This is a genomic window from Shimwellia pseudoproteus (assembly GCF_016415625.1).
GTDB lineage: Bacteria > Pseudomonadota > Gammaproteobacteria > Enterobacterales > Enterobacteriaceae > Shimwellia > Shimwellia pseudoproteus.
This window is the reverse complement of sequence record NZ_WBXP01000007.1, coordinates 31,781-56,735: the sequence shown is the minus strand read 5'-3', so window position 1 is coordinate 56,735 and position 24,955 is coordinate 31,781. Positions and strand designations below refer to the sequence as shown.

The 24,955-nt window shown below is 57.4% G+C and carries 20 protein-coding genes, 1 tRNA gene and 1 pseudogene; 11 read left to right on the top strand and 11 right to left on the bottom strand.

The features are described 5' to 3' along the window. Nucleotides 1-140: 140 nt before the first annotated feature. The gene (locus tag F9C28_RS04945; RefSeq protein WP_199014127.1) at nucleotides 141-851 is read left to right on the top strand and encodes a DUF3053 domain-containing protein; all 711 of its coding nucleotides are present in this window, start codon (nucleotides 141-143) and stop codon (nucleotides 849-851) included. A gap of 41 nt (nucleotides 852-892) precedes the next feature. On the opposite strand, the gene ghrB is transcribed toward F9C28_RS04945, so the two are convergent. The 6 genes from ghrB to F9C28_RS04915 all read right to left on the bottom strand — a co-directional run bounded on the left by ghrB (nucleotide 893) and on the right by F9C28_RS04915 (nucleotide 6,996). Next, a complete protein-coding gene (ghrB, locus tag F9C28_RS04940; protein ID WP_199014126.1) occupies nucleotides 893-1,870 on the bottom strand; it encodes a glyoxylate/hydroxypyruvate reductase GhrB in 978 nt (325 codons plus the stop codon). 54 nt (nucleotides 1,871-1,924) lie between these two features. Continuing rightward, entirely contained in the window at nucleotides 1,925-3,208 is a 1,284-nt protein-coding gene (locus F9C28_RS04935) for an MFS transporter (protein WP_199014125.1), read from the bottom strand. Between the two features lie 124 nt (nucleotides 3,209-3,332). Continuing rightward, nucleotides 3,333-4,277, bottom strand: a complete 945-nt coding sequence (locus tag F9C28_RS04930; protein ID WP_199014124.1) for a sugar kinase — start codon at nucleotides 4,275-4,277, stop codon at nucleotides 3,333-3,335. A 3-nt stretch (nucleotides 4,278-4,280) separates the two neighbouring features. Continuing rightward, nucleotides 4,281-5,036, bottom strand: coding sequence for a sugar phosphate isomerase/epimerase family protein (locus F9C28_RS04925; RefSeq protein WP_199014123.1), 756 nt, complete (start codon nucleotides 5,034-5,036; stop codon nucleotides 4,281-4,283). A 184-nt stretch (nucleotides 5,037-5,220) separates the two neighbouring features. Beyond that, nucleotides 5,221-6,237 (bottom strand): LacI family DNA-binding transcriptional regulator, encoded by a 1,017-nt coding sequence (locus F9C28_RS04920; protein WP_199014122.1) that lies wholly within the window; start codon nucleotides 6,235-6,237, stop codon nucleotides 5,221-5,223. A gap of 93 nt (nucleotides 6,238-6,330) precedes the next feature. Continuing rightward, nucleotides 6,331-6,996, bottom strand: a complete 666-nt coding sequence (locus F9C28_RS04915) for an OmpA family lipoprotein (RefSeq protein WP_199014121.1) — start codon at nucleotides 6,994-6,996, stop codon at nucleotides 6,331-6,333. A 151-nt stretch (nucleotides 6,997-7,147) separates the two neighbouring features. Here F9C28_RS04915 and F9C28_RS04910 point away from each other — a divergent pair, with 151 nt between their 5' ends. Next, a complete protein-coding gene (locus F9C28_RS04910; protein ID WP_199014120.1) occupies nucleotides 7,148-9,481 on the top strand; it encodes a molybdopterin guanine dinucleotide-containing S/N-oxide reductase in 2,334 nt (777 codons plus the stop codon). Here F9C28_RS04910 and F9C28_RS04905 read toward each other — a convergent pair. Beyond that, the gene (locus F9C28_RS04905; protein WP_199014119.1) at nucleotides 9,459-9,890 is read right to left on the bottom strand and encodes an N-acetyltransferase; all 432 of its coding nucleotides are present in this window, start codon (nucleotides 9,888-9,890) and stop codon (nucleotides 9,459-9,461) included. The genes F9C28_RS04910 and F9C28_RS04905 overlap by 23 nt on opposite strands. Further along, nucleotides 9,887-10,450 carry a DNA-3-methyladenine glycosylase I gene (gene tag / locus F9C28_RS04900; RefSeq protein ID WP_199014118.1) on the bottom strand — a complete coding sequence of 188 codons (564 nt, stop codon included), beginning with the start codon at nucleotides 10,448-10,450 and terminating at the stop codon, nucleotides 9,887-9,889. Before tag ends, F9C28_RS04905 begins: the two co-directional genes overlap by 4 nt. Nucleotides 10,451-10,592: 142 nt before the next feature. Here tag and F9C28_RS04895 point away from each other — a divergent pair, with 142 nt between their 5' ends. The 9 genes and pseudogenes from F9C28_RS04895 (at nucleotide 10,593) to dppF (ending at nucleotide 21,343) form a co-directional block, all read left to right on the top strand. Beyond that, complete coding sequence (locus tag F9C28_RS04895) at nucleotides 10,593-11,300, top strand: hypothetical protein (RefSeq protein WP_199014117.1); 708 nt, start codon at nucleotides 10,593-10,595, stop codon at nucleotides 11,298-11,300. A gap of 348 nt (nucleotides 11,301-11,648) precedes the next feature. Continuing rightward, a complete protein-coding gene (locus tag F9C28_RS04890) occupies nucleotides 11,649-12,857 on the top strand; it encodes an L-lactate MFS transporter (RefSeq protein WP_199014116.1) in 1,209 nt (402 codons plus the stop codon). A gap of 311 nt (nucleotides 12,858-13,168) precedes the next feature. Next, a pseudogene (eptB, locus tag F9C28_RS04885) lies at nucleotides 13,169-14,847 on the top strand (kdo(2)-lipid A phosphoethanolamine 7''-transferase). Nucleotides 14,848-14,937: 90 nt separating this feature from the next. Then, a tRNA-Pro gene (locus tag F9C28_RS04880) sits at nucleotides 14,938-15,014 on the top strand. Between the two features lie 624 nt (nucleotides 15,015-15,638). Beyond that, nucleotides 15,639-17,246 (top strand): dipeptide ABC transporter periplasmic-binding protein DppA, encoded by a 1,608-nt coding sequence (dppA, locus tag F9C28_RS04875; RefSeq protein WP_199014115.1) that lies wholly within the window; start codon nucleotides 15,639-15,641, stop codon nucleotides 17,244-17,246. A gap of 178 nt (nucleotides 17,247-17,424) precedes the next feature. Beyond that, the gene (gene dppB, locus F9C28_RS04870; RefSeq protein WP_199014114.1) at nucleotides 17,425-18,444 is read left to right on the top strand and encodes a dipeptide ABC transporter permease DppB; all 1,020 of its coding nucleotides are present in this window, start codon (nucleotides 17,425-17,427) and stop codon (nucleotides 18,442-18,444) included. Between the two features lie 9 nt (nucleotides 18,445-18,453). Further along, nucleotides 18,454-19,356 carry a dipeptide ABC transporter permease DppC gene (dppC, locus tag F9C28_RS04865; protein WP_199014113.1) on the top strand — a complete coding sequence of 301 codons (903 nt, stop codon included), beginning with the start codon at nucleotides 18,454-18,456 and terminating at the stop codon, nucleotides 19,354-19,356. 11 nt (nucleotides 19,357-19,367) lie between these two features. Further along, a complete protein-coding gene (gene dppD / locus F9C28_RS04860) occupies nucleotides 19,368-20,351 on the top strand; it encodes a dipeptide ABC transporter ATP-binding protein (RefSeq protein ID WP_199014112.1) in 984 nt (327 codons plus the stop codon). Further along, a complete protein-coding gene (dppF, locus tag F9C28_RS04855) occupies nucleotides 20,348-21,343 on the top strand; it encodes a dipeptide ABC transporter ATP-binding subunit DppF (protein ID WP_199014111.1) in 996 nt (331 codons plus the stop codon). Before dppD ends, dppF begins: the two co-directional genes overlap by 4 nt. A 119-nt stretch (nucleotides 21,344-21,462) precedes the next feature. Here the strand turns inward: dppF and bcsG are convergent, their stop codons facing one another. From bcsG to bcsE, 3 genes are read right to left on the bottom strand one after another with little or no spacing between them, the layout of a single operon-like run. Further along, nucleotides 21,463-23,130 carry a cellulose biosynthesis protein BcsG gene (gene bcsG / locus F9C28_RS04850; protein WP_199014110.1) on the bottom strand — a complete coding sequence of 556 codons (1,668 nt, stop codon included), beginning with the start codon at nucleotides 23,128-23,130 and terminating at the stop codon, nucleotides 21,463-21,465. Continuing rightward, nucleotides 23,123-23,317 carry a cellulose biosynthesis protein BcsF gene (gene bcsF / locus F9C28_RS04845; RefSeq protein ID WP_199014183.1) on the bottom strand — a complete coding sequence of 65 codons (195 nt, stop codon included), beginning with the start codon at nucleotides 23,315-23,317 and terminating at the stop codon, nucleotides 23,123-23,125. The genes bcsG and bcsF overlap by 8 nt, the downstream gene beginning before the upstream one ends. Beyond that, entirely contained in the window at nucleotides 23,317-24,879 is a 1,563-nt protein-coding gene (gene bcsE / locus F9C28_RS04840) for a cellulose biosynthesis protein BcsE (protein WP_199014109.1), read from the bottom strand. Before bcsE ends, bcsF begins: the two co-directional genes overlap by 1 nt. Nucleotides 24,880-24,955 lie beyond the last annotated feature (76 nt).

Genomic DNA, 24,955 nt, shown 5'->3' with positions numbered 1-24,955 from the left:
GGCCGCGGTATCGCGGGAGGGGCGGGAGACTCTTTTTGCCGTACATCGCCCCGGGAGGCTATTCAGTGGCGGTGCGTTGGACTATTCTTAGCACCGTTGATAGTACATTTGCGCTTTTTTGGGTAACAGGAGTAGAAAAGATGGCGACAGGTAAGTCCTGCACTCGCTGGTTAGCATCTCTGGCAGCGATTGTCATGGTAGTGAGTTTAAGTGGATGCTTTGATAAAGAAGGCGATCAGCGCAAAGCGTTTATCGATTTCCTGCAGAATTCCGTCATGCGGAGTGGCGAACATCTGCCGACGCTGACTTCCGACCAGCGTAAACAGTTTGGTCCGTTTGTCTCTGATTACGCCATTCTTTATGGCTATTCCCAGCAGGTTAGCCAGGCGGTGGATTCCGGGATCAAACCGGTGGTCGACAGCGTGAATAACATTCGCGTGCCGCAGGACTATGCGACCCAGCGCGAAACATTATCCCAGATTAACGGTTCCCTCGGGGTACTGAGCCAGCAGATCCAGAGCGCGAAAATGCAGGCGGATAGCGCCCGGGCGACCCTGAAACAGAACGACGATCTGAAACCGGTTTACGATCAGGTATACCAGAAAGTGGTGACCAATACCGCCGCCGCAATGGAGCCGCTGATCCCGGCCGCCCAGACGCTGACCGCGCAACTGGTTCAGGTGGGTGATTTTATTCAGCAGCAGGGGACTCAGGTTGGCTTCGTGGCTAACGGTATCCAGTTCCCGACCTCCCAGCAGGCCAGCCAGTATAACAGCCTGATTGGGCCGCTGGCCTCCCAGCAGCAGGCATTTAACCAGGCCTGGAGCGCGGCATCAGCCGACCTGCAATAAGCCTTGTTCTACCGGGGCAGCCCTGCCCCGGTCTCTTTCCCCTACTTGTTCACCGCCTGCGGATTCACGCAGTTGTTATCCGTTTTGCCATTCAGCGCATCAATCAGGTTGTCCACCGCACAGGCCGCCATGTTATAGCGGGTTTCGTGGGTGGCAGAGCCAATATGCGGCAGCGCCACCACATTGGGCATCTTCAGCAGCGGTGAATCAACCGGCAGCGGCTCCTGTTCAAAGACATCCAGACCGGCCGCGCGGATTTTACCGGCCTGGAGCGCGGCTATCAGCGCTGCTTCATCCACTACCGGGCCACGGCCTGCGTTAATCAGAATGGCGGAAGGCTTCATCAGCGCCAGTTTGTCGGCATTAAACAGATGGTGGGTTTCTGCGGTGAGCGGCAGCACCACACAGACAAAATCCGCCTCTTTCAGCAAGGTGTCCAGATCGCAATAGCGGGCGTTGAAACGCTCTTCTGCCTGCTGATGATGGCTGCGGGCGTTGTAGAGGATTGGCATACCAAAGCCGAAATGCGCCCGCTGGGCCAGGGCCAGGCCGATGCGGCCCATGCCGACAATACCGAGGGTTTTATGGTGAACATCGCTACCGAACCAGTCCGGGCCGATACTTTTGGTCCACTCGCCGTTTTTAACCCGCTCCGCCACTTCCACAACCCGGCGTGCGGTGGTCAGTACCAGCGCCATCAGGGTGTCGGCCACGGTTTCAGTCAGCACCGTGGGGGTGTGCATCAGGGCGATATGGCGGGCCGACAGGGCATCGACATCGAAGTTGTCGTAACCAACAGAAATTGTCGAGCTGGCGCGCAGGGCGGGCATGTTATCCAGCAGCGCCTGGTCTACTTTTTCGCTCGATCCCAGTAAGCCTTCGGCCTGTGCGAACGCCTCTGCGTGTTGTGCCACGGTCTCCGGGCTGAGGTTTTTCACGCGGGTGACCGTAAAATGGTCTTCTAAACGGGCAAGCAGATCATCGGGCAGGGCTTTGTACAAAATGACAGACGGCTTCATGACGGGCTCCGTAAGTAGAAAATAAACAACAGGCGGCCATAGCCGCCTGCGCGATCACGCCTGGTGTTGGGCACCGGCCGGCATAACCTGCTGGTTGGCCGGTTTGACAATTAAAGTTAGCCATACTGAGGCCAACAATGCCACCCCCATGAAAATGAAGGAGGAAGACGGGCTGCCGGTCAGGCCGTTGAGGTAACCCACGAACCAGGAGCCAAAGAATGATCCCAAAGCGCCCATGCTGTTAATCAAAGCCATGGCGCCACCGGAAACGTTACGCGGCAGCATCTCCGGGATGATGGCGAAGAACGGGCCATAGGGGGCATACATGGCGGCACCGGCAATCACCAGCAGGGTGTAAGACACCCAGAAATGGTTGGGGCCCACGGCCCAGGAGCCAATAAACGCCAGGGCGCCAATCAGCAACAGCGGCCAGACAAACAGTTTACGGTTATGCATTTTGTCCGATGCCCAGGACACCACGATCATGGCAATGGTGGCGGCCAGATAGGGCACTGAACTCAGCCAGCCGACGTCAACCATACTCAGGCTGGCGCTGCCGCTGTGGATAATCGACGGCAGCCACAGCACAAAGCCATACACCCCAATGCTCCAGGCAAAATATTGCATGCACAACAGGATAACGTTACGGGAGCGGAAGGCTTCGCTATAGTTACGCACCGCTTTGATACCGGCCTGCTCTCTTTCCAGCTCCGCCTGTAAGGCGGCTTTTTCGCTCTCGGCCAGCCAGGTCGCCTGTGACGGTTTATCTTTTACCAGCACCCACCAGCAGAAGGCCCAGATGATGGCCGGTATCCCTTCGAAAATAAACATTTCCCGCCAGCCAAACGCCTGAATCAGGTAGCCGGAAACAATCGACATCCACAGCACGGTGACCGGGTTACCGAGGATCAGGAAGGTGTTGGCCCGGGAACGCTCCGACTGGGTAAACCAGTTACTGATATAAATCAGCATGGCGGGCATGACCGCCGCCTCAACCACCCCGAGGATAAAGCGGATGGCCGCCAGCATCGGAATATTACTGACCATCCCGGTTAACGAGGCACAGGCCCCCCACAGGATCAGGCAGATAAAAATCAGTTTACGCACGCTGCGGCGTTCGGCATACAGCGCCCCGGGGATCTGGAAGAAGAAATAGCCGAGGAAGAACAGCGCCCCCAGCAGGGATGAGATCCCCTTAGTGATCCCGAGGTCGTCATTGATCCCCGCAGCGGAAGCAAAGCTAAAGTTGGCGCGATCCAGGTAGGCCAGGCTGTAGGTGATAAAGATAATTGGCATGATGTACAGCCAGCGTTTTGGTGCATTAGTTGGGCTTTTCATAGGCTTGCCTCTATGTTGAGGTTGAGCATCATGCCAGCGTGTAGGGGGGCGGCTGATGCATTAACTGTCGCGACTATTTACACTACGGCCTTGCTCGGGTTGCCCCGGGCAGTGAATTGCTGGTTTATTCGATCTCTGCCAGGGCGTTGCGGGTTGGCAGCCCTTCGCTGTCACCGATAACCTGGATGGCCAGGGAGCCAATTTTGTTGCCCCGGCGCACTGCCTGGGGTAACGGTTTGCCTTCCAGCAGCGCGCTGATCACGCCCACAGCAAACCCGTCACCGGCGCCGACAGTATCGACCACGTTTTCGACGTAGAACGGGTCCACGGTGCCTTTATCGCCCTGGGTGGTTTTGTACCAGGCGCCATCGGGCCCGGTTTTAATCACCACTATCTGTACTCCTTTATCGAGGTAGAAATCGGCAATAGCCTCCGGGCTGTGGTGGCCGGTGAGAATCGCCCCCTCCCGTAACCCCGGGAGCACCCAGTCCGCCTCGAAGGCCAGTTTGTTAAGCTGGCTCACCATCTCCTGCTCACTGGGCCACAGGGAAGGGCGCAGGTTAGGATCAAAAGAGATGGTTTTACCGGCGGCTTTCATGGTGCGGGTGGCGAAATGGAGCAGTTCCAGTGAGCTGGCGGACAGCGCGGCGGCCACGCCGCTGACGTGTAAATGGCGGGCGGCGGCGAAGCAGTCACTGTCAAAATCATCACAGGAGAGGTGGCTGGCGGCGGACCCTTTGCGGAAATATTCCACTATGGGATCGGTTCCATTTTCTGCTTTAGATTTCAACTGGAAGCCGGTCGGGTAACGGTTATCGATGGTCACCCCCCGGGTATTAATGCCTTCTTTTTCCAGCTGGCTAATCACAAAGCGGCCAAAGGAATCATCACCCACCCGGCTGATCCAGCACACCTGATGGCCAAGGCGGGCCAGCCCGGTGGCGACATTCAGCTCCGCACCGGCAACCCGTTTGGTAAAATGTTCTGCCGCCGCCAGATCGCCGGTTTCCGCCGCCACAAACATGGCCATGGCTTCGCCGATGGTGATGACATCCAGAGTATTTGACATAATTTATTCCTCACGCAGCGCGTTGACATAGCGGCGGGTTACCGCAATCAGATCTTCACCTTCCAGCGGGAACTCAATACCCCGGGGGACGTTATCCGGCAGTTGTGCCAGCAGGGCTGACCAGCGTTGCGAATCGTGCGTATCGGGTGGGACCGCCCGGAAACGCCCGTTATCAGGGCGGGCGGCTTTGACATGAATATAGCTTACTGATGGCGCCAGGTGGCGGGCGGCCTGCTCCGGTGAGTCATCCACCCACAGCCAGTTCCCCATATCAAAGGTCAGGGTGACCGGTAAGGCATTGACCCGGCAGGCGGCCTGGAAACGCTGCATCGGTGCCAGGCGGCCGTAGCGGGTCTGGTCATTTTCCACCACCAGCGGAATGGTGCTGGGGGACAGGTAATCCTGTAGCTGGGCGAGCACCACGTCACCGCCGGGGAAGGCGCCGAGGGACAGTTTCAGCCAGCAGGCTTTTAACTGGCGGGCTTCTTCCAGCAGGGCCGGAAGCCGGGGGTTAATCTGGCCGTCATCGTTAAATAACGCTTCAGGGGCGGAGTAACAGGCCATCAGGCGGCATGCGGCAATGGCATTGCCCAGAATGGTCAGGTCGGCCAGCTCATCGGCGCTGCATAATTCCCGGCGGATCTCCACGCCGTTTGCCCCGGCAGCAGCAATAATCGGCAGCAGCGTTCGCTGGCCCCCGAGGGCTTTCACCCGATCATTACCGTAGGCAGATGTTACTACTACGATCTCCCGTTTCATCCTGTACTCCGTATTAATTACATCTGAATAACATAACTAATACAGTAAATGGAACCGGTTCCATAAAAAAGCAGCAGGTGATGAATCTATGATCACTATCACGATCAAATCTGCATCTTGTTGTATTTATTCAGCAGAAAATGTCGACGGGATGGCAATTGCTGGCCTGGATAAATGGCGGCCCTCAGCGGGCGGTTGACCCCCGGACGATCAGCTCACCGGAGAAGCTTTGCTCACGCACCGGATCGTTGTTGCCTTCAATCCGGCTCACCACCTGCTCAAGGGCGGCATAGCCCATTTGCCAGGTGGGCTGTTTCAGGGTGGTAATGCCCACGCCGGCCAGCTCGGCCCATTCCAGCTCATCAAAACCCAGCAGGCCGATATCGCTGCCCCAGTTTAGCCCCAGGCGGCGCAGCGCGCGGGCCACTTGCAAGGTGAGTGCGCCATTGGCGGAGATAATCGCTTTGCGCATCCCCCGGTGGCTGGCGTGAAACTGGCGCAGGGTGTTATCGAGGCTTTCGCTGTCGTGCAGGGGTACCCCGGCGCTTTCCGCCCGTACATGGGGGTAACGGCTCAGGGTGCGACGGAACGCTTCCTGGCGCTCCCGGCGGGTGTTCACCGTGCCCAGCGGTTCACTGAGAAACAGAATCGCCTCAAACCCTTGCTGTACCAGGTGCTCCGTGGCGGTGGTGGCCGCCTGGGCGTTATCCAGCCCGACCACATCGCAGGCGAACTCGGGGATTTTACGGTCGATCAGTACCATGGGCAGGGCGGACTGTTGCAGACGATTGAGGGCGTCTTCACGCATCCCCACCGCATTGACCACAATCCCCTCCACCTGGTAACTGCGCAGCAGATCCAGGTAGTGTTGTTCCTGGTTCACTTCGTTATTGGTATTACACACCAGCGGGGTAAAGCCCTGCTCCCGGCAGGCGGCTTCAATACCGCTCAGCACATCAACGGAATAGGGGTTGGTAATATCGGCAATAATCAGGCCGATAAGCCGGGTGCGGCCGCGTTTCAGGCCCCGGGCCATTTGGCTGGGGCGATAATCCAGCCGGGCGATGGCCTGCTCAATACGCTGGCGCAGATCGTCAGACAGCAAGTGCTGCTCACCATTGAGAAAGCGGGATACGCTGGTTTTGCCGGTTTTTGCTGCTTTAGCCACATCACTGATGGTGGGCCTGGATGATTTCACCATATCTGCTTCCCTCGCTAACGAAGAGAACACCTTAACGCGAAAATCAGGGGGATCAAGCAATAACACACCCTGCGGGGCAGGGTGTGGCGGGAATTACTGTAACGGGCTGAGGGTTATCTCTACCCGGCGGTTCTGGGCTTTGCCTGCATCGGTGCTGTTGCTGGCTATCGGGTTCGCCGGGCCCATTCCGGAGGTGCGAATCCGGGTAGCGGTAACGCCCTGAGTAATCAGGGAGCTGGCCACGGCATCGGCCCGCTGTTGCGACAGGCGCATATTCAGATCCTGGCCCCCGGTGCTGTCGGTGTAGCCCACCACATTCACGGCGGTTTTCGGGTACTCTTTCAGTACCATTGCCACGCCGGTCAGGGTGTTGGCACCGGCCGGTTTCAGGGTGGCGCTGCTGCTGTCGAAGGTCACGTTATTGGGCATATTGAGGATGATGTTATCGCCACTGCGGGTAACACTCACGCCGGTGCCCTGCATTTTCTCGCGCAGTTTGGCTTCCTGAACGTCCATATAATAGCCAACCCCGCCCCCGAGGGCAGCCCCGGCGGCGGCACCAATCAGTGCCCCTTTACCGCGATCTTTTTTCGACGAGGAGAGGGCGCCAACGCCGGCCCCCACTAAGGAGCCGATACCCGCGCCAATGCCGGATTTCCCGGCCTCACGTTCGCCGGTGTAGGGGTTGGTGGTACAGCCGGAAACGGCCAGGGCGCCGCTGACCGCAGCGGCAATAAAAAGCATACTTTTTCTGTTCATATTTTCCCTAATTACAGGTCTTTTCTGTTGCCGCTTTACCGCGGCACATTAGCGGTTGATTATGACTGGTAAATATGTTGAAAATTCCGCGAATAATTCTGAAATTTGTAAAGAAAACTGAACCAAGCCCCCCGCGAATCAGGAGCCTGCCGTGACAACTTCATCATCAACCTGGCAAATACTTACCGCCGCACACTGGGGACCGATAACGGTAGAAACCGACGGTAAGCAGGTGCTGGGGTCCCGGGGCGTATTGCCGACCACCCACCCCAACAGCCTGCAAACCGTGGTCGCAGACCAGGTACACAGCCCGGCCCGGATACGCTACCCCATGGCCCGTAAAGGGTTTCTGGCCTCGCCGGATGCCCCCCAGGGCGTGCGCGGTAAGGATGAATATGTCCGTATCAGTTGGGATCAGGCGCTGGATCTGATTGATCAACAGCACCGGCGGATCCGTGAGGCCCACGGGCCAGGGGCGATTTTTGCCGGATCCTACGGCTGGCGCTCTATTGGGGTGCTGCATAAATCGTCCACCTTACTCCAGCGCTATATGAGCCTCGCCGGGGGATATGTGGGCCACCTGGGGGATTATTCTACCGGGGCGGCACAGGTGATCATGCCCTATGTGCTTGGTTCGAATGAGGTCTACCAGCAGCAAACCAGCTGGCCGGTGGTGCTGGAGCACAGTGAGGTGGTGGTACTGTGGAGCGCTAACCCGCTCAATACGCTGAAAATTGCCTGGAATGCCAGCGACGAACAGGGGCTGAATTATTTTACCGCCCTGCGTGACAGCGGCAAAACGGTTCTCTGTATTGATCCGATGCGATCAGAGACGGTGGATTTCTTTGGCGACGGCGCCCAGTGGATCGCGCCGCATATGGGAACCGACGTGGCGCTGATGCTGGGGATAGCCCACACCCTGGAGTGCAACGGCTGGCTGGACCGCGACTTCCTCGCCCGCTGTACGGAGGGCTACCCGCGTTTCGCCGCCTACCTGACCGGGGCAGACGGCGGCCAGCCCAGGGACGCCGAGTGGGCGGCGGAGATTTGCGGGGTCAGCGCGGCGCAGATCCGCCAGCTGGCGGCGCTGTTTAGCCAGCACCGCACTTTATTGATGGGGGGCTGGGGGATGCAGCGCCAGCAATATGGCGAGCAGCGCCACTGGATGATGGTCACCCTGGCGGCGATGCTGGGCCAGATTGGCCTGCCCGGGGGCGGGTTTGGGTTTTCGTACCACTTTTCCAACGGGGGCAACCCCACCCGCCGGGCGGCGGTGCCATCGTCGATGCAGAGTAGCCTCCCAGGCGGCAGTGAGGCGGTGGATAAAATCCCGGTGGCGCGTATTGTCGAGGCGCTGGAAAACCCCGGCGGCCATTACCGCCACAACGGGATGGATAAAACCTTCCCCGACATTCGGTTTATCTGGTGGGCCGGGGGCAATAACTTCACCCATCATCAGGATACGCACCGGCTGATCCGCGCCTGGCAGAAGCCGGAGCTGGTGGTTATCTCTGAATGCTACTGGACCCCCGCCGCCAAACATGCGGATATCGTGCTGCCGGCCACCACCAGTTATGAACGCAATGATCTGACCATGACCGGGGACTACAGCAACCAGCACCTGGTCCCGATGAAGCAGGTGGTGGCGCCCCAGTTTGAGGCGCGCAATGACGTTGATATTTTTGCCGATCTCAGTGCCCGGCTGGGTGAGGATGGCCGCCAGCGCTTTACCGATGGCAAAGATGAAATGGCCTGGCTGGCCAGCTTTTATCAGGTGGCGCAGCAGCGGGGGGCTGCCCGGGGGGTGAGCCTGCCGGATTTTGCAACGTTCTGGGCGGCAAACCAGCTGATCGAAATGCCGGAAGACTCACAAAACCGCCAGTTTGTCCGCTTTGCGGACTTCCGCCGGGACCCGCAGAACCATGCGCTGAAGACCCCCAGCGGGAAAATTGAAATTTACAGCGCGCAGATAGCCGGATTCGGTGAGGCGGACTGCCCTCCACACCCGACCTGGCTGGCCCCGGATGAATGGCAGGGCAACAGCGCGCCGGATCAACTGCAGCTGTTATCGGCCCACCCGGCTCACCGACTGCACGGGCAGCTCAATTATAGCCGCCTGCGGGCGCTGTATCAGGTGAATGGCTGTGAGCCGGTGACCATACACCCGGATGATGCGGCCAGGCGCGGTATTGTCCCGGGGGATAAAGTCCGGGTATGGAACCGTCGCGGGCAGGTGCTGGCCGGGGCGGTGGTCAGTGACGGGATCCGCCCCGGGGTTATCTGTATCCACGAGGGGGCCTGGCCTGATATCGCGGCCGATGCCGGCGGGCTGTGTAAACAGGGGGCGGTCAATGTGCTGACCCTCGACATTCCGACCTCACGGCTGGGCAACGGGTGTGCCGGTAATACCGCCTTGGTGTGGATGGAGAAATATCACGGCCCCGGGCTGCCGCTGACGGCGTTTACGCCCCCTGCCAGCTCATGATCCAGGTGGGCAGGCGGGTCTCTTCCTGCCAGGCGCAGTCTTCAATATGAAAGCCCCGGGCGCGGTAGAAGGCCACCGCCCGGTGGTTGCGCTGGTAGACTTCCAGGCTCAGCAGGGGGAAGCGCTGCTGGACGTGCTGCATCAGAGCGCGGCCAATGCCTTTGCCGGTCTGGCCCGGGGCCACAAACAGCGCGCCGACAAATTGCTGGTCCAGCACGCTGATAAACCCCTCAAGGGCCGACGGCCCGGCCGATACCCAGGTCCGGGCATGGGGCAGGTAAATATTGCGCACCATATCCAGGCTCTCTTGCCAGTAGGACGGGGCAATAAACGGGTGGGCGAGGGTGGTACTCTCCAGCCACAGGGCCAGCAGGCTTTCCATTTCCGCCGGGTGAAACCGGCGGATCATTTTTCCGCCTTATGGTAGCAAAAGCAGTCGGTGACGTGATCATTCACCAGACCACAGGCCTGCATAAAGGCATAGCAGATGGTGGAACCGACAAATTTAAAGCCGCGTTTTTTTAACGCCTTAGAGAGCGCATCGGAAGCCGGGGTGGCTGCCGGAATCTCTGCCAGGCTGGCCCGCTGATTATCCTGGGGCTGGTGGTCGACAAACCCCCAGATAAAGTCGCTGAACGGCTCCCCGGCGGCTTCCATTGCCAGCCAGGCCCGGGCATTACCAATGATGGCGTTAATCTTGCCCCGGTGGCGAATAATACTGGCATCCTGGCAGAGCCGCTCGACATCGTCGTCGGTCATCGCCGCCACGGCAACCGGATCAAACTGATGGAACAGACGGCGATAATTGTCGCGTTTTTTAAGCACGGTTATCCAGGATAACCCCGCTTGTTGCCCTTCCAGACACAGCATTTCAAAGAGCCGCTGGCTGCGCTTCTCCGGGATCCCCCATTCGTTGTCGTGGTAATCAAGGTAGAGCGGATCCTGAGTGACCCAACCGCATCGTTGCATAGTATGTCCCGTAACAGGTAAATGAGTAAAAATCGATCTGGCTGGCAGCTTGACGTAATACGTTTTGCGATAATAGTTAAATCATAGCGCGTTGATAATGCACAGCCTGTGCCCTATCCGGCTCTTTTTCGGAGTCGTATTAATGACGATTATAAAAATAAGCAGTGTACGCCATATTATCTGGCGTATGGCAGTGGTGTCGTTGTGTTTACCCGTTTCACATCCGTTGTTTGCCTGGCCCCAGGAGTACCGGGGAGAGGACAGTGCTGGCAATACCCAGGCCCGGTATACCTGGGACAGTGACCACCAGCCAAACTATAACGATATTCTGGCGAAACGCCTGAATGCGTCCGCCACGGACCCCGGCGCCGCGGGGTTATTCCTTGGCGGCAGCAGTGCCATTGTGGCCCAGGAGACAACCACCATGGGGGTGGGGTGGAATATTCCACTCTATGGCACGGTGACCACCGGGCCGGTGGTGAGCCTGCAGCGGGACAATAGCAGCCAGAACTGGGACGACCTCAGCAGCGCCACCGGGGTGGTTATCGATCCGCTCCAGCGGGCCAGCATCAGTACCGTGGGCTGGCGGGTGAATTACCCTCTCGGGGCTATCAAGTCCTGGGCAAAAATCAGTTATAACCACCAGTATGGTGAGAATGTCTGGCGGGCGCAGCCCGGGATGAGCACGGTAACCGCGTCTGGCCAGGAGAGCAGCTGGAAGGATATTGCCCTCGGGGCGGATATGTCCCTCTACCATAATGTGGCGGCCTGGGCCTCACTGTCACAGAGTGATGGCACCACCTATGGCGATGGGTATATGTATAACCTCGGGGTTAGCGCGAGTTTCTGAGGGGGTAAGTCTTCACTAACATCATGCCTCCACCGACCACAGGCCGGGGGCAGGCGCGAGGTTTCCGGCGGCCCTGCTGACGCGCGCCTCTGTAGCGTGTTATCCGCGAAGTGTTAACCTGATCACATCATTCAATTTAAAAATGCGATACAGCGCCCGCGCTGTATCCAGCGATAGTACGCACTCACTTTTTATCTATTTCATGGCAGGCTACGCCATTCATTCCGCCTGAGGTGCATTTCATTCCGTCTCTCCGGCATTTCATGCCGTTTTCTCCTGGAACAAAATGCCATCCGGTAAGCTCACCGGCAGACGATATTTCCGATTTTGCTAACCCAGGTGGCTGCCATGAATACACCCTCTTACAACCATACCCGCTGGTTAACCCTGCTGGGCACCATCATTACGCAATTTGCGCTGGGCTCGGTCTATACCTGGAGCCTGTTCAACGGTGCACTGTCTGAGAAACTGGGCGAGCCTGTTAGCCAGGTGGCGTTCTCGTTCGGTATTTTAAGCCTTGGCCTGGCGCTCTCGTCCTCGGTGGCCGGTAAATTGCAGGAACGCTTCGGGGTGCGTAACGTGACCATCGCCTCTGGCGTGCTGCTGGGGCTGGGGCTGTACCTTACCGCCCATGCCAATAACCTGATGATGTTGTGGCTGAGTGCCGGGGTGCTGGTGGGCATCGCCGATGGCGCGGGCTACCTGCTTACCCTGTCTAACTGCGTGAAATGGTTCCCGGAACGTAAAGGGCTGATTTCTGCGTTTGCCATTGGGTCTTACGGGCTGGGCAGCCTGGGCTTTAAATTTATTGATAGCCACCTGCTGGGCACTTATGGCCTGGAACACACCTTTGTGATTTGGGGTGGCATGGTGGCGGTGATGATTATTGTCGGTGCTTTCCTGATGAAAGACGCGCCGCTGCAACAGGTTACGGCGGCGAACGGTGGCGAAGCGAAAGACTACACCCTGGCAGAGTCAATGCGTAAACCGCAGTACTGGATGCTGGCGGTAATGTTCCTGACCGCCTGCATGAGCGGCCTGTATGTTATCGGTGTGGCCAAAGATATTGCCCAGAGTATGGCGCATCTGGATGTGGCGACGGCGGCCAATGCGGTGACGGTTATCTCGATTGCTAACCTCGGCGGGCGTCTGGTGCTGGGTATCCTGTCCGATAAAATGGCCCGTATCCGGGTGATTACCATCGGCCAGATTATTTGCCTGGTCGGGATGGCGGCCCTGCTGTTTGCCCCGCTGAATGCCTGGACCTTCTTCGCGGCGATCGGTTGTGTGGCTTTTAACTTCGGCGGCACTATCACGGTTTACCCGTCACTGGTCAGCGATTTCTTTGGTCTGAACAACCTGGCGAAAAACTACGGGGTGATTTATCTGGGCTTCGGTATCGGCAGTATCTGTGGGTCGATTATCGCGTCGCTGTTTGGTGGCTTCCACGTGACCTTCCTGGTTATCCTGGCGCTGCTGATTATCTCCCTGGCGTTCTCCACCGCCATCCGTCGCCCCCAGGCGGCGAACAATCTGGTGCATCACTCTCACGCCTGATGACCCGGAGCGGAACCGTTATCCGCCACAGCGCAATGTGAAAGCATAGTGAAAGAATGTGAGCACTTGCTAACCGCCTGGCTAACCCCCAGGCGGTTTTTTGTTTCTGGCCCTGGCGCTGCCGTACCGGTCTGTTGATGCCACACTGCCTATTTATGGCTTTTCTGCCGGTTTTGTGATTCGCTTAGCATAGTTAACTTCAATACCAGGTAAATGTAACTTTATTTATCGCAAAAACGAACTACCGTAGCCCCCCGCAGTCTGATTATTGACAAGCACCAACCCCTTTTCTTCTGGTATTGGGATACTGCATGAAATTTATTAAATCGATGACGCAGCAGAAATTATGCTTTCTGCTGGCGGTTTACATCGGCCTGTTTCTGAACGCGGCGGTTTTTTTCCGGCGCTTCGATGATGTTACTGGACATATTTCTTCCCCGGGGCTGTCCATCGCCGTTGAGCTGATGGCAACCATCCTGGTGACCTTCTTTCTATTCCGTCTGCTGTCGCTGTTTGGGCGCTTTACCTGGCGGGTGCTGGCATCTCTGGTGGTGTTGTTCTCCGTGGCGGCCAGCTATTACATGACCTTTATGAATGTGATAATCGGCTACGGCATTATTGCCTCGGTCATGACTACCGATGTTGATCTCTCCAAAGAAGTGGTGGGCTGGCATTTTATCCTGTGGGTGGTGCTGGTCAGCCTGATTCCGCTGTTGATGATTTGGCGTAATGACTGCCAGCAAACCCTGCTGCGGCAGGTACGCTCCCCGGGCCAGCGCCTGAAAAGCGTTGCGGTGGTGGTGATGGCCGGACTGCTGGTGTGGGCGCCGATCCGCATGATGGATAAAGTGCAGAAAAAGCATGAGAAAGAGAGCCGGGTGGACCTGCCGAGCTACGGCGGTGTGGTGGCTAACTCCTATCTGCCGTCTAACTGGATTTCCGCCCTCGGCCTGTATGCCTGGGCCCAGGTGGATGAGTCCGCGGATAACCGCTCGCTGCTGAACCCGGCGAAGAAATTTACCTATGTGGCCCCCCAGGATGACGATGACACCTGGGTGGTGTTTATCATTGGCGAGACGACCCGCTGGGACCATATGGGGATACTGGGCTATGAACGTAATACCACCCCGAAACTGAGCGCGGAGAAAAACCTCGCCGCCTTCCGGGGCTACTCCTGTGATACCGCCACCAAGTTGTCACTGCGCTGTATGTTTGTGCGCGAAGGCGGCGCATCGGATAACCCGCAGCGTACGCTGCATGAACAGAATATTTTTGCCGTACTCAAGCAACTGGGGTTTGAGTCCACCCTGTCGGCGATGCAGAGCGAGATGTGGTTCTATTCCAACACCCTGGCGGATAACATCGCCTACCGCGAACAAATCGGCGCGGAACCGGCTAACCGGGGTAAGCAGGTGGACGACATGCTGCTGGTGGATGAAATGAAACGCCGGATTGCCGATAAACCGGAAGGAAAACAGCTGTATATCTTCCATACCAAAGGGTCGCACTTTTCGTATTCTCAGCGCTATCCGCGCAGCTTTGCCCGCTGGCAGCCGGAGTGTGTCGGGGTGGACGACAATTGTAGCCGCGATGAGCTTATCAACGCCTATGACAACTCGGTGCTGTATGTGGATACCTTTATTGATAGCGTGATTGACCAGGTGCGCGACAAAAAAGCCATTGTGTTTTACGCCGCGGATCACGGGGAGTCGATTAGCGAGGGGGAACACCTGCACGGCACGCCGCGTAAGCTGGCGCCGGCGGAACAGTTCCGGGTGCCGATGCTGGTCTGGATGTCGGACAAGTACCTTGAGAACCCGCGCAACCGGCAGGCTATGGACCATCTGCAGGCGGAAGCGGCCATGAAGGTACCGCGCCGTCACGTAGAGCTGTATGACACCATCATGGGCTGCCTGGGGTATAGAGCTCCCCGGATGGCGGTATCAATGAAAATAACAACTGGTGCCATCTCCCGGCGGATAAGAAATAACCCGTTGGGTTAATTTCAGCCGGTCAGAACATTTTTTTGCATTAAAGGATTGACGGGTATACGGGGTAGCAGTAAGATGCGCCCCGCATTCGGCGAGTAGCGCAGCCTGGTAGCGCAACACGTTCGGGACGTGTGGGTCGGAGGTTCAAATCCTCTCTCGCCGACCAATTCCTGAGAAACCCGCAACACTTGTGTTGCGGGTTTTTTGCTTTCTGCCGCCGTGGATTTCCCCGCGGATTTGCGAATATCCTGATGACAGCGCTCGCTGGCCAGATTTTATCTATTTTGTGAACTATTCCATTGAATTTTGTTATGTTCCCCGGCCGTTTTTTATCCGTTTCTTATGAAACTCGCCAGCATTTTTCCCTGTCAGTTAACCCCGCAACAAAATAAATCGTTCATATCTTCGCCATTCGGGATAAAAGTTTACATAAAATGGCTGAAATATAATCACCACCGTTTAGCGGGTTATAAGGATTATTCACTGCCTTAACGCCAACAGCATAATTTTCTGTGCTGTAAATTGGCGTTTGCGGTTTTTTTAATCTTTGTCTGCCGCCTCGCAAATCCCTTGTAAATCCCCGGCAGCCATATTGACTGTGAGCAGAACAGTTGACAGATTGTTACAAGAGAAGGGGAATTTATGGACAGTATCTGCTGGAAAATGCTGACCCTTCTGAAAGGATTCTCCATTCTCGCGGCCTTTTGCAGGCACACCCGTACAGACCGGGCAAAAAATAAAAAAGGTCTGGCGGGCAACACAACACCTATCACATCGGAGTAGAACAACAATGCGAATTTCCTTGAAGAAATCAGGGGTGCTTAAATTGGGCCTTAGCCTGGTTGCGCTCACGGTTGCTGCCGGCGTTCAGGCAAAAACGCTGGTTTACTGCTCGGAGGGATCTCCGGAAGGCTTTAACCCGCAGCTGTTTACCTCTGGCACCACCTATGATGCCAGCTCAGTACCTATCTATAACCGTCTGGTGGAGTTCAAAATCGGCACCACGGAAGTGATCCCCGGTCTGGCGGAAAAATGGGACGTCAGCGACGACGGTAAAACCTACACCTTTCACCTGCGCAAAGGGGTGAAATGGCAGGACAGCAAGCAGTTTACACCGACCCGTGACTTCAATGCCGATGACGTGGTGTTCTCCTTTGATCGCCAGCTAAGTGATAAAAACCCGTACCATAAAGTGTCTGGCGGCAGCTATGAATACTTCGACGGTATGGGCCTGTCGGACTTAATTACCAGTGTGAAAAAAGTCGACGATTATACCGTTCAGTTTGTGCTGTCCCGCCCGGAATCCCCGTTTATTGCTGACCTGGCCATGGACTTCGCCTCTATTCTCTCCAAAGAATATGCCGACAACATGCTGAAAGCGGGTACCCCGGAAAAAGTCGATCTCGACCCGATAGGCACCGGCCCGTTCCAGCTGCTGCAGTACCAGAAAGACTCCCGTATTCTCTATAAAGCCTTCCCGGGCTACTGGGGAACCAAGCCACAGATTGACCGCCTGGTGTTCTCTATTACGCCGGATGCCTCCGTGCGCTACGCCAAATTGCAGAAAAACGAATGCCAGGTGATGCCGTACCCGAACCCGGCAGATCTGGAACGCATGAAGCAGGATAAATCCATCAACCTGATGGAGATGCCGGGCCTGAATGTCGGCTACCTGTCGTTCAATACCGAGAAGAAACCGCTGGATAACGTCAAAGTTCGCCAGGCGCTGACCTACGCGGTCAATAAAGACGCCATCGTTAAAGCGGTGTACCAGGGGGCAGGCCAGGCCGCGAAAAACCTGATCCCGCCAACCATGTGGGGCTACAACGATGCGGTGAAGGATTACACCTACGATCCGGAAAAAGCCAAAGCCCTGCTGAAAGAAGCCGGGATGGATAAAGGCTTTACCGTGGATCTGTGGGCGATGCCGGTTCAGCGTCCCTATAACCCGAATGCCCGCCGGATGGCGGAAATGATCCAGGCTGACTGGGGGAAAATTGGCGTCCAGGCCAAGATTGTCACCTATGAGTGGGGTGAGTATCTCAAGCGCGCGAAAGCCGGTGAACACCAGACCGTGATGATGGGCTGGACCGGCGACAACGGGGATCCGGATAACTTCTTCGCTACCCTGTTTAGCTGCGCGGCGGCGAAAGATGGCTCTAACTACTCCCGCTGGTGCTACAAGCCGTTTGAAGATCTTATCCAACCGGCCCGTGCCGAAGCCGACCACGACAAACGTATTGAACTGTATAAACAGGCTCAGGTGATGATGCATGACCAGGCCCCGGCACTGATCATCGCGCACTCCACCGTGTTCGAACCGGTCCGTAAAGAGGTGAAAGGCTATGTGGTGGACCCGTTAGGGAAACACCACTTCGAGAATGTCTCAGTCGAATAATAGACCCGGAACAGGGGGCATCAGCCCCCGATGAGAACGCCAGACCACCGGTGACCGGCATCGCTGTGTGACCGGTAATGGCCGCTGCGGCGGCCCTTTCCCTGCGGGGAGTCTGATTGGTGAGCAATACATCTTGCCGGGCAGTGGGGCCGGCAAGTTTTTACAGAGAACCCGGGATATGTTGCAGTTCATCCTCCGGCGTCTGGGACTCGTCATCCCGACGTTTATCGGTATTACCTTACTGACGTTCGCGTTTGTCCACATGATCCCCGGAGATCCGGTGATGATCATGGCCGGTGAGCGCGGTATCTCACCTGAACGCCACGCCCAGTTACTGGCCGAGATGGGGCTGGATAAACCCATGTGGCAGCAATACCTCCATTATATTAATGGCGTGCTGCACGGCGATCTGGGCCTCTCCCTGAAAAGCCGCCTGCCGGTGTGGGATGAGTTTGTGCCGCGCTTTAAAGCCACCCTGGAACTGGGGGTCTGCGCGATGATTTTTGCCATGATAGTCGGGATCCCCGTGGGGGTGCTGGCGGCGGTGAAACGCGGCTCCGTGTTTGATCATACGGCGGTGGGCCTGGCGCTGACCGGTTACTCCATGCCTATCTTCTGGTGGGGCATGATGTTGATCATGCTGGTCTCGGTGCAATTGAACCTGACCCCGGTCTCCGGGCGGATCAGCGACACGGTATTCCTCGATGATTCATTACCGCTGACCGGTTTTATGCTGATTGATACCGCCATCTGGGGTGAGCCCGGTGACTTTATCGATGCGCTGGCCCATATGATCCTGCCTGCGGTGGTGCTGGGCACCATTCCCCTGGCGGTGATTGTACGTATGACCCGCTCGGCGATGCTGGAAGTGCTGGGCGAGGATTATATCCGTACCGCCCGGGCCAAAGGCTTAACCCGGATGCGGGTCATTGTGGTGCATGCCTTACGTAACGCCATGCTGCCGGTGGTGACGGTGATCGGCTTGCAGGTGGGCACCCTGCTGGCGGGGGCCATCCTGACGGAGACAATATTCTCCTGGCCGGGGCTGGGGCGCTGGTTAATCGATGCCTTACAGCGCCGGGACTACCCGGTGGTGCAGGGTGGGGTACTGCTGGTGGCGACGATGATAATCCTCGTTAACCTGCTGGTCGATTTGCTTTACGGCGTGGTGAACCCGCGTATCCGCCACAGAAAGTAAGGGGGCATCATGACGCAACTGAATGAAAATACTCTCCTGGTGGCGCCGGTGCCGATGACACCGCTCCAGGAATTTTGGCACTACTTTAAACGCAATAAAGGCGCTGTTGTCGGGCTGGTGTACGTGGTGATCATGTTGATTATTGCGCTGTTTGCCAATGTGCTGGCCCCTCACGGCCCGGCAGAGCAGTTCCGCGACGCGCTGCTGCACCCGCCGGTGTGGCAGGAGGGCGGCTCCTGGCAATACCTCCTCGGTACCGATGATGTGGGCCGCGATGTGCTGTCGCGCCTGATGTACGGCGCCCGTCTCTCCCTGCTGGTGGGCTGCCTGGTGGTGGTGCTGTCACTGGTGATGGGGGTGGTTCTGGGTCTGGTGGCTGGCTACTTCGGTGGGGTTATCGACGCCATCATCATGCGGGTGGTGGATATTATGCTGGCGCTGCCCAGTCTGCTGCTGGCGCTGGTGCTGGTGGCTATCTTCGGCCCGTCCATCGTCAATGCCTCTCTGGCGCTGACCTTTGTGGCCCTGCCGCACTATGTGCGTCTGACCCGGGCGGCGGTGCTGTCTGAGGTTAACCGCGATTATGTGACCGCCTCCCGGGTTGCCGGGGCGGGGGCGCTGCGCCAGATGTTTATCAATATTCTCCCCAATTGCCTGGCACCGCTGATTGTTCAGGCGTCCCTGGGGTTCTCTAACGCCATTCTGGATATGGCCGCCCTTGGTTTCCTGGGCATGGGGGCGCAGCCGCCGACACCGGAATGGGGCACCATGCTTTCCGATGTGTTGCAGTTCGCCCAGAGCGCCTGGTGGGTGGTGACCTTCCCGGGGCTGGCTATCCTGTTGACTGTGCTGGCATTTAACCTGATGGGCGACGGGCTGCGCGATGCGCTCGATCCCAAACTGAAGCAGTAAAGAGGCACGAAATGGCGTTATTGAATGTAGATAAATTATCGGTGCATTTTGGCGATAAAGAGACCCCATTCCGTGCGGTGGACCGCGTAAGCTATCGCGTTGAACAGGGGCAGGTGGTGGGGATTGTCGGGGAGTCCGGGTCCGGTAAGTCGGTGAGTTCGCTGGCGATTATGGGGCTTATCGATTACCCGGGCCGGGTGATGGCCGATCAACTGCTGTTTGATGGCCGGGACTTACAGAAAATCTCTGAGCGGGAGCGTCGCCAACTGGTGGGCGCCGATGTGGCAATGATTTTCCAGGACCCGATGACCAGCCTGAACCCTTGCTACACCGTGGGCTACCAGATTATTGAGGCCATTAAGGTGCACCAGGGGGGCAACCGCCGCACCCGGCGCCAGCGGGCGATTGATCTGCTGACCCTGGTGGGGATCCCCGATCCGGCTTCGCGGCTGGATGTCTACCCGCACCAGTTGTCCGGGGGGATGAGCCAGCGGGTGATGATAGCCATGGCTATCGCCTGCCGGCCACGGCTGCTGATTGCCGATGAGCCGACCACGGCACTGGATGTGACTATCCAGGCGCAGATTATTGAACTGCTGCTGGAGTTACAGCAGAAAGAGAATATGGCGCTGATCCTGATTACCCACGATCTGGCGCTGGTGGCAGAGGCCGCCCATAAGATTATCGTGATGTACGCCGGGCAGGTGGTGGAGATTGGCGATGCGGTGGATATTTTCCGCGCCCCGCGCCATCCCTACACCCAGGCACTGCTGCGGGCGCTGCCGGAGTTTGCCCAGGATAAAGCCCGCCTCGCCTCGTTACCGGGGGTGGTTCCGGGTAAATATGACCGCCCAAACGGCTGCCTGCTTAACCCGCGCTGCCCCTATGCCACGGACCGCTGTCGCCAGGAAGAGCCGGTGCTCAGCACCCTGCCAGACGGGCGCCAGTCGAAATGCCACTATCCCCTTGATGATGCCGGGAGGCCAGCGTTATGAGTATCCCACAAGCTAATGGCCAGCCGCTGCTCCAGGCGGACGATCTGAAAAAGTATTACCCGGTTAAAAAAGGGTTGTTCCAGCCCGAGCGGCTGGTGAAGGCGCTGGACGGGGTCTCCTTTACCCTGGAGCGCGGCAAAACCCTGGCGGTGGTGGGGGAGTCCGGCTGCGGGAAGTCCACCCTTGGCCGCCTGCTGACCATGATTGAAACCCCTACTGGCGGGCAGTTGCATTATCGGGGGCAGGATTTGCTTATCCCGGACCCCAGCGCCCAGAAGCTGCGGCGCCAGAAGATTCAGATTGTGTTTCAGAACCCGTATGGCTCACTGAACCCGCGTAAAAAAATCGGCCAAATCCTTGAGGAACCGCTGATTATTAACACCAGTTTGAGCCAGGAGGCCCGGCGCGAGAAGGCCCACGCCATGATGGCGAAAGTGGGGCTCAAGCGTGAGCATTATGACCGTTACCCGCATATGTTCTCCGGCGGCCAGCGCCAGCGTATTGCCATTGCCCGTGGTTTAATGCTCGATCCGGATGTGGTGATTGCCGATGAGCCGGTGTCGGCGCTGGATGTGTCGGTGCGCGCGCAGGTGCTGAACCTGATGATGGATTTACAGCAGGAGATGGGGCTCTCTTATGTGTTTATCTCGCACGATCTCTCGGTGGTGGAGCATATCGCTGATGAGGTGATGGTGATGTACCTGGGACGCTGTGTTGAGAAAGGCACGAAAGCGCAGATTTTCACCAACCCGCTGCATCCTTATACCCAGGCGCTGCTGTCTGCCACGCCGCGGTTGAACCCGGACGATCGCCGGGAGCGGATCAAGCTGACCGGTGAGCTGCCCAGCCCGCTGAACCCGCCGCCGGGGTGCGCGTTTAATGCCCGCTGCCGGCGGCGTTTTGGTACCTGCACCCAGTTACAGCCCCAGTTGAAGCCATACGGTGATCAGCTGGTGGCCTGTTTTGCGGTGGATAAGGACCACGGCGAGTAAACCCCGCGGTGTGAGTGGCACTATCATGCCGTGTAAATAGGCCGCGTAAATAAAAAAGCCCATGCAATGCATGGGCTTTTTGTTAACGGCGGGGCAAATCACCCGGCGCCAGCAAACATTTATTGCGGATATGGCACCCAGTCGCCGCCGCCTAATCGCACATAAGGTTTGCCCTGGAACTCAACCACCACCGCATTTGAGTTCTCCGACACCATGGCCGACTGCGGCAAATTACTGGTCAGCGCATTCCAGTCCACGGTATCCGCGACAAAATTCTTACCGTCCACCGAGCGGGCAACCAGCTCAGAAATTGCCAGGAAGCTGCTGGGCTGGGTGATTTCTATCGGCGCGCCCTGATGCGGGGCCTTCATACCGATAAATTTCACCCCAACCGGGACGTGGGTGATGGCCGGGCTGGGGATATCGCGCAGCCCGGAAACCTGCATTTTATCCCCCACCAGGGCTGCCCCGTGTTCCGGGATAACCACCACCATCACCCGGCGGTTGCTTTTTTCCAGCGCCGTCAGGAATGCGTCCAGCTCATCAAACAGCTTCTTCGCCCGCCACTTGTAGTCGGCGGTTTTACTGTTACCCGGGAGGTGGTTACCGTCATGCAGCGGCAGCAAGTTAAAGAACGTCGCGCTGCGCTGGCCGTCGGCCTGGGCGGTATTCTTCATCCAGCGATCAAGTACTGCGGCGTCGTCATAGACATTTGAACCGTCAAAGGAGAGCAAATTCACCGGCAGCCCTTTCTGATCCATTAACGGCGCCTGCATACCGCCCTGCTCGCGGATCTCTTTCAGCATATCGCCGAAGACCCCGTTGTGGTCGAGCATCAGCTCAGAGGTGAAGCCCAGCTGTGCCAGATTATCAAACAGATAGCACTGATTACCGGCCACGGAATAGAGATCCGTATGGGATGGCTGGCCGCAGCTGGCGCGCAGCAGACGGATGGCCGCCGGGCCGCTGTAAGAGGTGGCGGAGTTGAAATTTTTAAACATGATATCGAAGTGCGACCACAGCGGGTGGCTATCCAGCCCGGTGGCCTGCAAATCGGACCACGCCAGGGAGCAGATATTAATCACCAGCAGATCAAAGGGCTGGGCATCCGCTGGTAGCGATGTCGGGAAGACAGTCTGGCGTTTCGCTTCGCTGGCGTAGAAACGGTCCAGCCAGCTGGCCAGATTGTCTGAGGTCGGCGCGCCGGTCTGGGCCGGGATCTCGCTGTTGCCTTCGGCCTGAGGAGCACTCCCCGGTGCCGCATGGCTGTCGGCTGCCCCGGCGGCTGCCCCGGCGGTTGCCGGCGCGCTAACCGTAAACGCTGGCCCACCAAGGGAGCCCAGATTCAGCCAGATCATGATGGCGACGATAATCACCGTCACCCGGATCCACTGGGCGATAAACAACCACGCCACCACCATTACAAAGGCGGCGCCGACCATTTGCCAGTTAATGAAACGGGTCACGAGGTCAATAATATAATCCCCGCTGAACCCCGCCAGCTGTGAGCCCTGGCTGATAATGCTGCCCGGCCCCGGTAACCAGGTGTCGTGCCAGAACAGCGCAATACCGATGGGAATACTGATCAGGTTGCGGATCTTATGCAGCTTCTCACTGGGCAGCGGGAACAACAGCCACGCCATGAAAATCAGGTTATCCAGCGGGTGAAAATTCAGGTATCCGGTCCACAACAGGCCGAATTTAAACAAGAAATAGAGGTTCCAGATGGCCAGGCCGCGCCAGTTTTGCCAGGCGGGCCGGAATGGGGTTTGGGTTGGTTTAGTCATGTTTAGGCTTTACCCCGGCAGATGCAGAACGGTGCCGGACTCCGGCGGGTTTTATATATTTAGCGCGACAAAAAAGACCGCTTATCCGCCGGATAATATGCGGCAGGCGCGGGCGCAGGGCATAACCGAACGGTATAAAAATAACCGCGCATAAAATAATAAGTTGAATAATATCAGCAATATTCATCACGCTTGCGGATCCTGTTGCTTGCCGGAAAGTAACGTAATCGGTTGGGGCTTACGTCGCCACCCTTGCTCATCGTAGTGGATATTCATCGCATCCTGGATACCGAGTGTCTGGGGCAGCGGTTGATTGAGCTGCGCCAGACTGGAGCTGCGCATCTCAACCAGTTGCGCGGCAATGTTTTTATCTTCAAACCACACCGTACGGTTGGAGATAATATCCCCCACCGGCAGCGGGAAGATATGGCTCAGGGCTTTATCGAGATCGCTTATCAGGCAAAAAGAGAGGAACAGGAAAATTTGCCCCTGGCCGAGGGTCATAATGTCCCCGGTCCGGCCCGGACGGCAAAGGGTTAACGCCTGTTCAAGCCGCAGCCCCGGCGCCGGACGCATGGCCACCAGCACCCCTTTGCTGTCAAAGGGCGTCAGTGGGCTATTGAGCAGGTCGCTGATGGACTTACAGAAGGTTTCCCAGGGCTGGTAGCCCCGGAGCGCCAGCGGGCGCACCGCGTTCATCAGTAGCGCAAAATCATGGGGCACATGCTGGCGGAAGATCTGGTTTTTCACGCTGTCTATCATCGTCAGGCAGCGGGACAAGGGGGTGGTCCAGGGGATAACCAGATTGGCGCCACAGCCCAGCAGCAGGCGCTCATCGGTGGCGCGCAGGCAGGCGGCCTTCTCGCGGACGATAAGCTTCAGGGCGGAGCCGCGCTGTAAACGCAGGGTGTGTACTGCCCGGGCAGCGTGCTCTACCTGGCTCACCTGATTAACGGAGAAGATAATCGTGGCGGCCACCGCACTGCGGGCTTCAGTAAATAGGGCGTTATTGGTCTGAAACAGGGTCCAGTGTTCGGAGAGCGCCGGGGCGCCATCCAGCACATCGATATGGCTCAGGATCTGGGCGTCGTCGCTGTGGTTCTGTGGGGTGTGGTCTTCAGAATCCAGCATGTCCCAGTGGCCATCGCGGTAGCTTATGGATAATTGCTGGCGGCCGGTAATGCTTTTATCGTTGCACCACCACAGCACATTGTACTGGTGGCAGTCCCCCAGGAAGTGGACATCTGCCAGCCCGGAGAGGGCGCGGTATTTGCCCATCAGCCTCGCCGTCTGGCTGTCGAGGTTATTTACCGGATTAATCACTAATATACTGGCGGCGTTATCGGCAGCCCACCCGGATGTAATAGTCAACCATGTCATTAATTTATCGTTATTACTATTTTCGCAAAACTCACCGCTCAACAGTAATATGATGAAAAGGTGATCTGGATTAATATTTTTTGACAGGTCGGAAGTGAAAGCATTTAGTGCTTTTATCTGGCTGGGCATGGAAAAAAGAAATATTTTATCTGGCCCGTTAATTAACTCACTGGCAATAACGTTGTCAGGTGGTTGATCCATCGTCACCAGGGCGCAGCGGGTGTCGGGGGGCTGTTGCGCGAGGGTGGTATTCACCAGAGATGTTGCATCCTCTTGACGATCCGTGTTAATCCACCATATGCCTCCAGCGGGTATACGGGATAACTCATCAGGGAGTAAGCGGATACCCAGTGAAAAGACTGAACGCATAATCACCCTCGCAAAAATGGAAATAGACTGCTACCAGTGTACTCGGCAGTACCGGGAAATAAAGCTGGCACGGCGT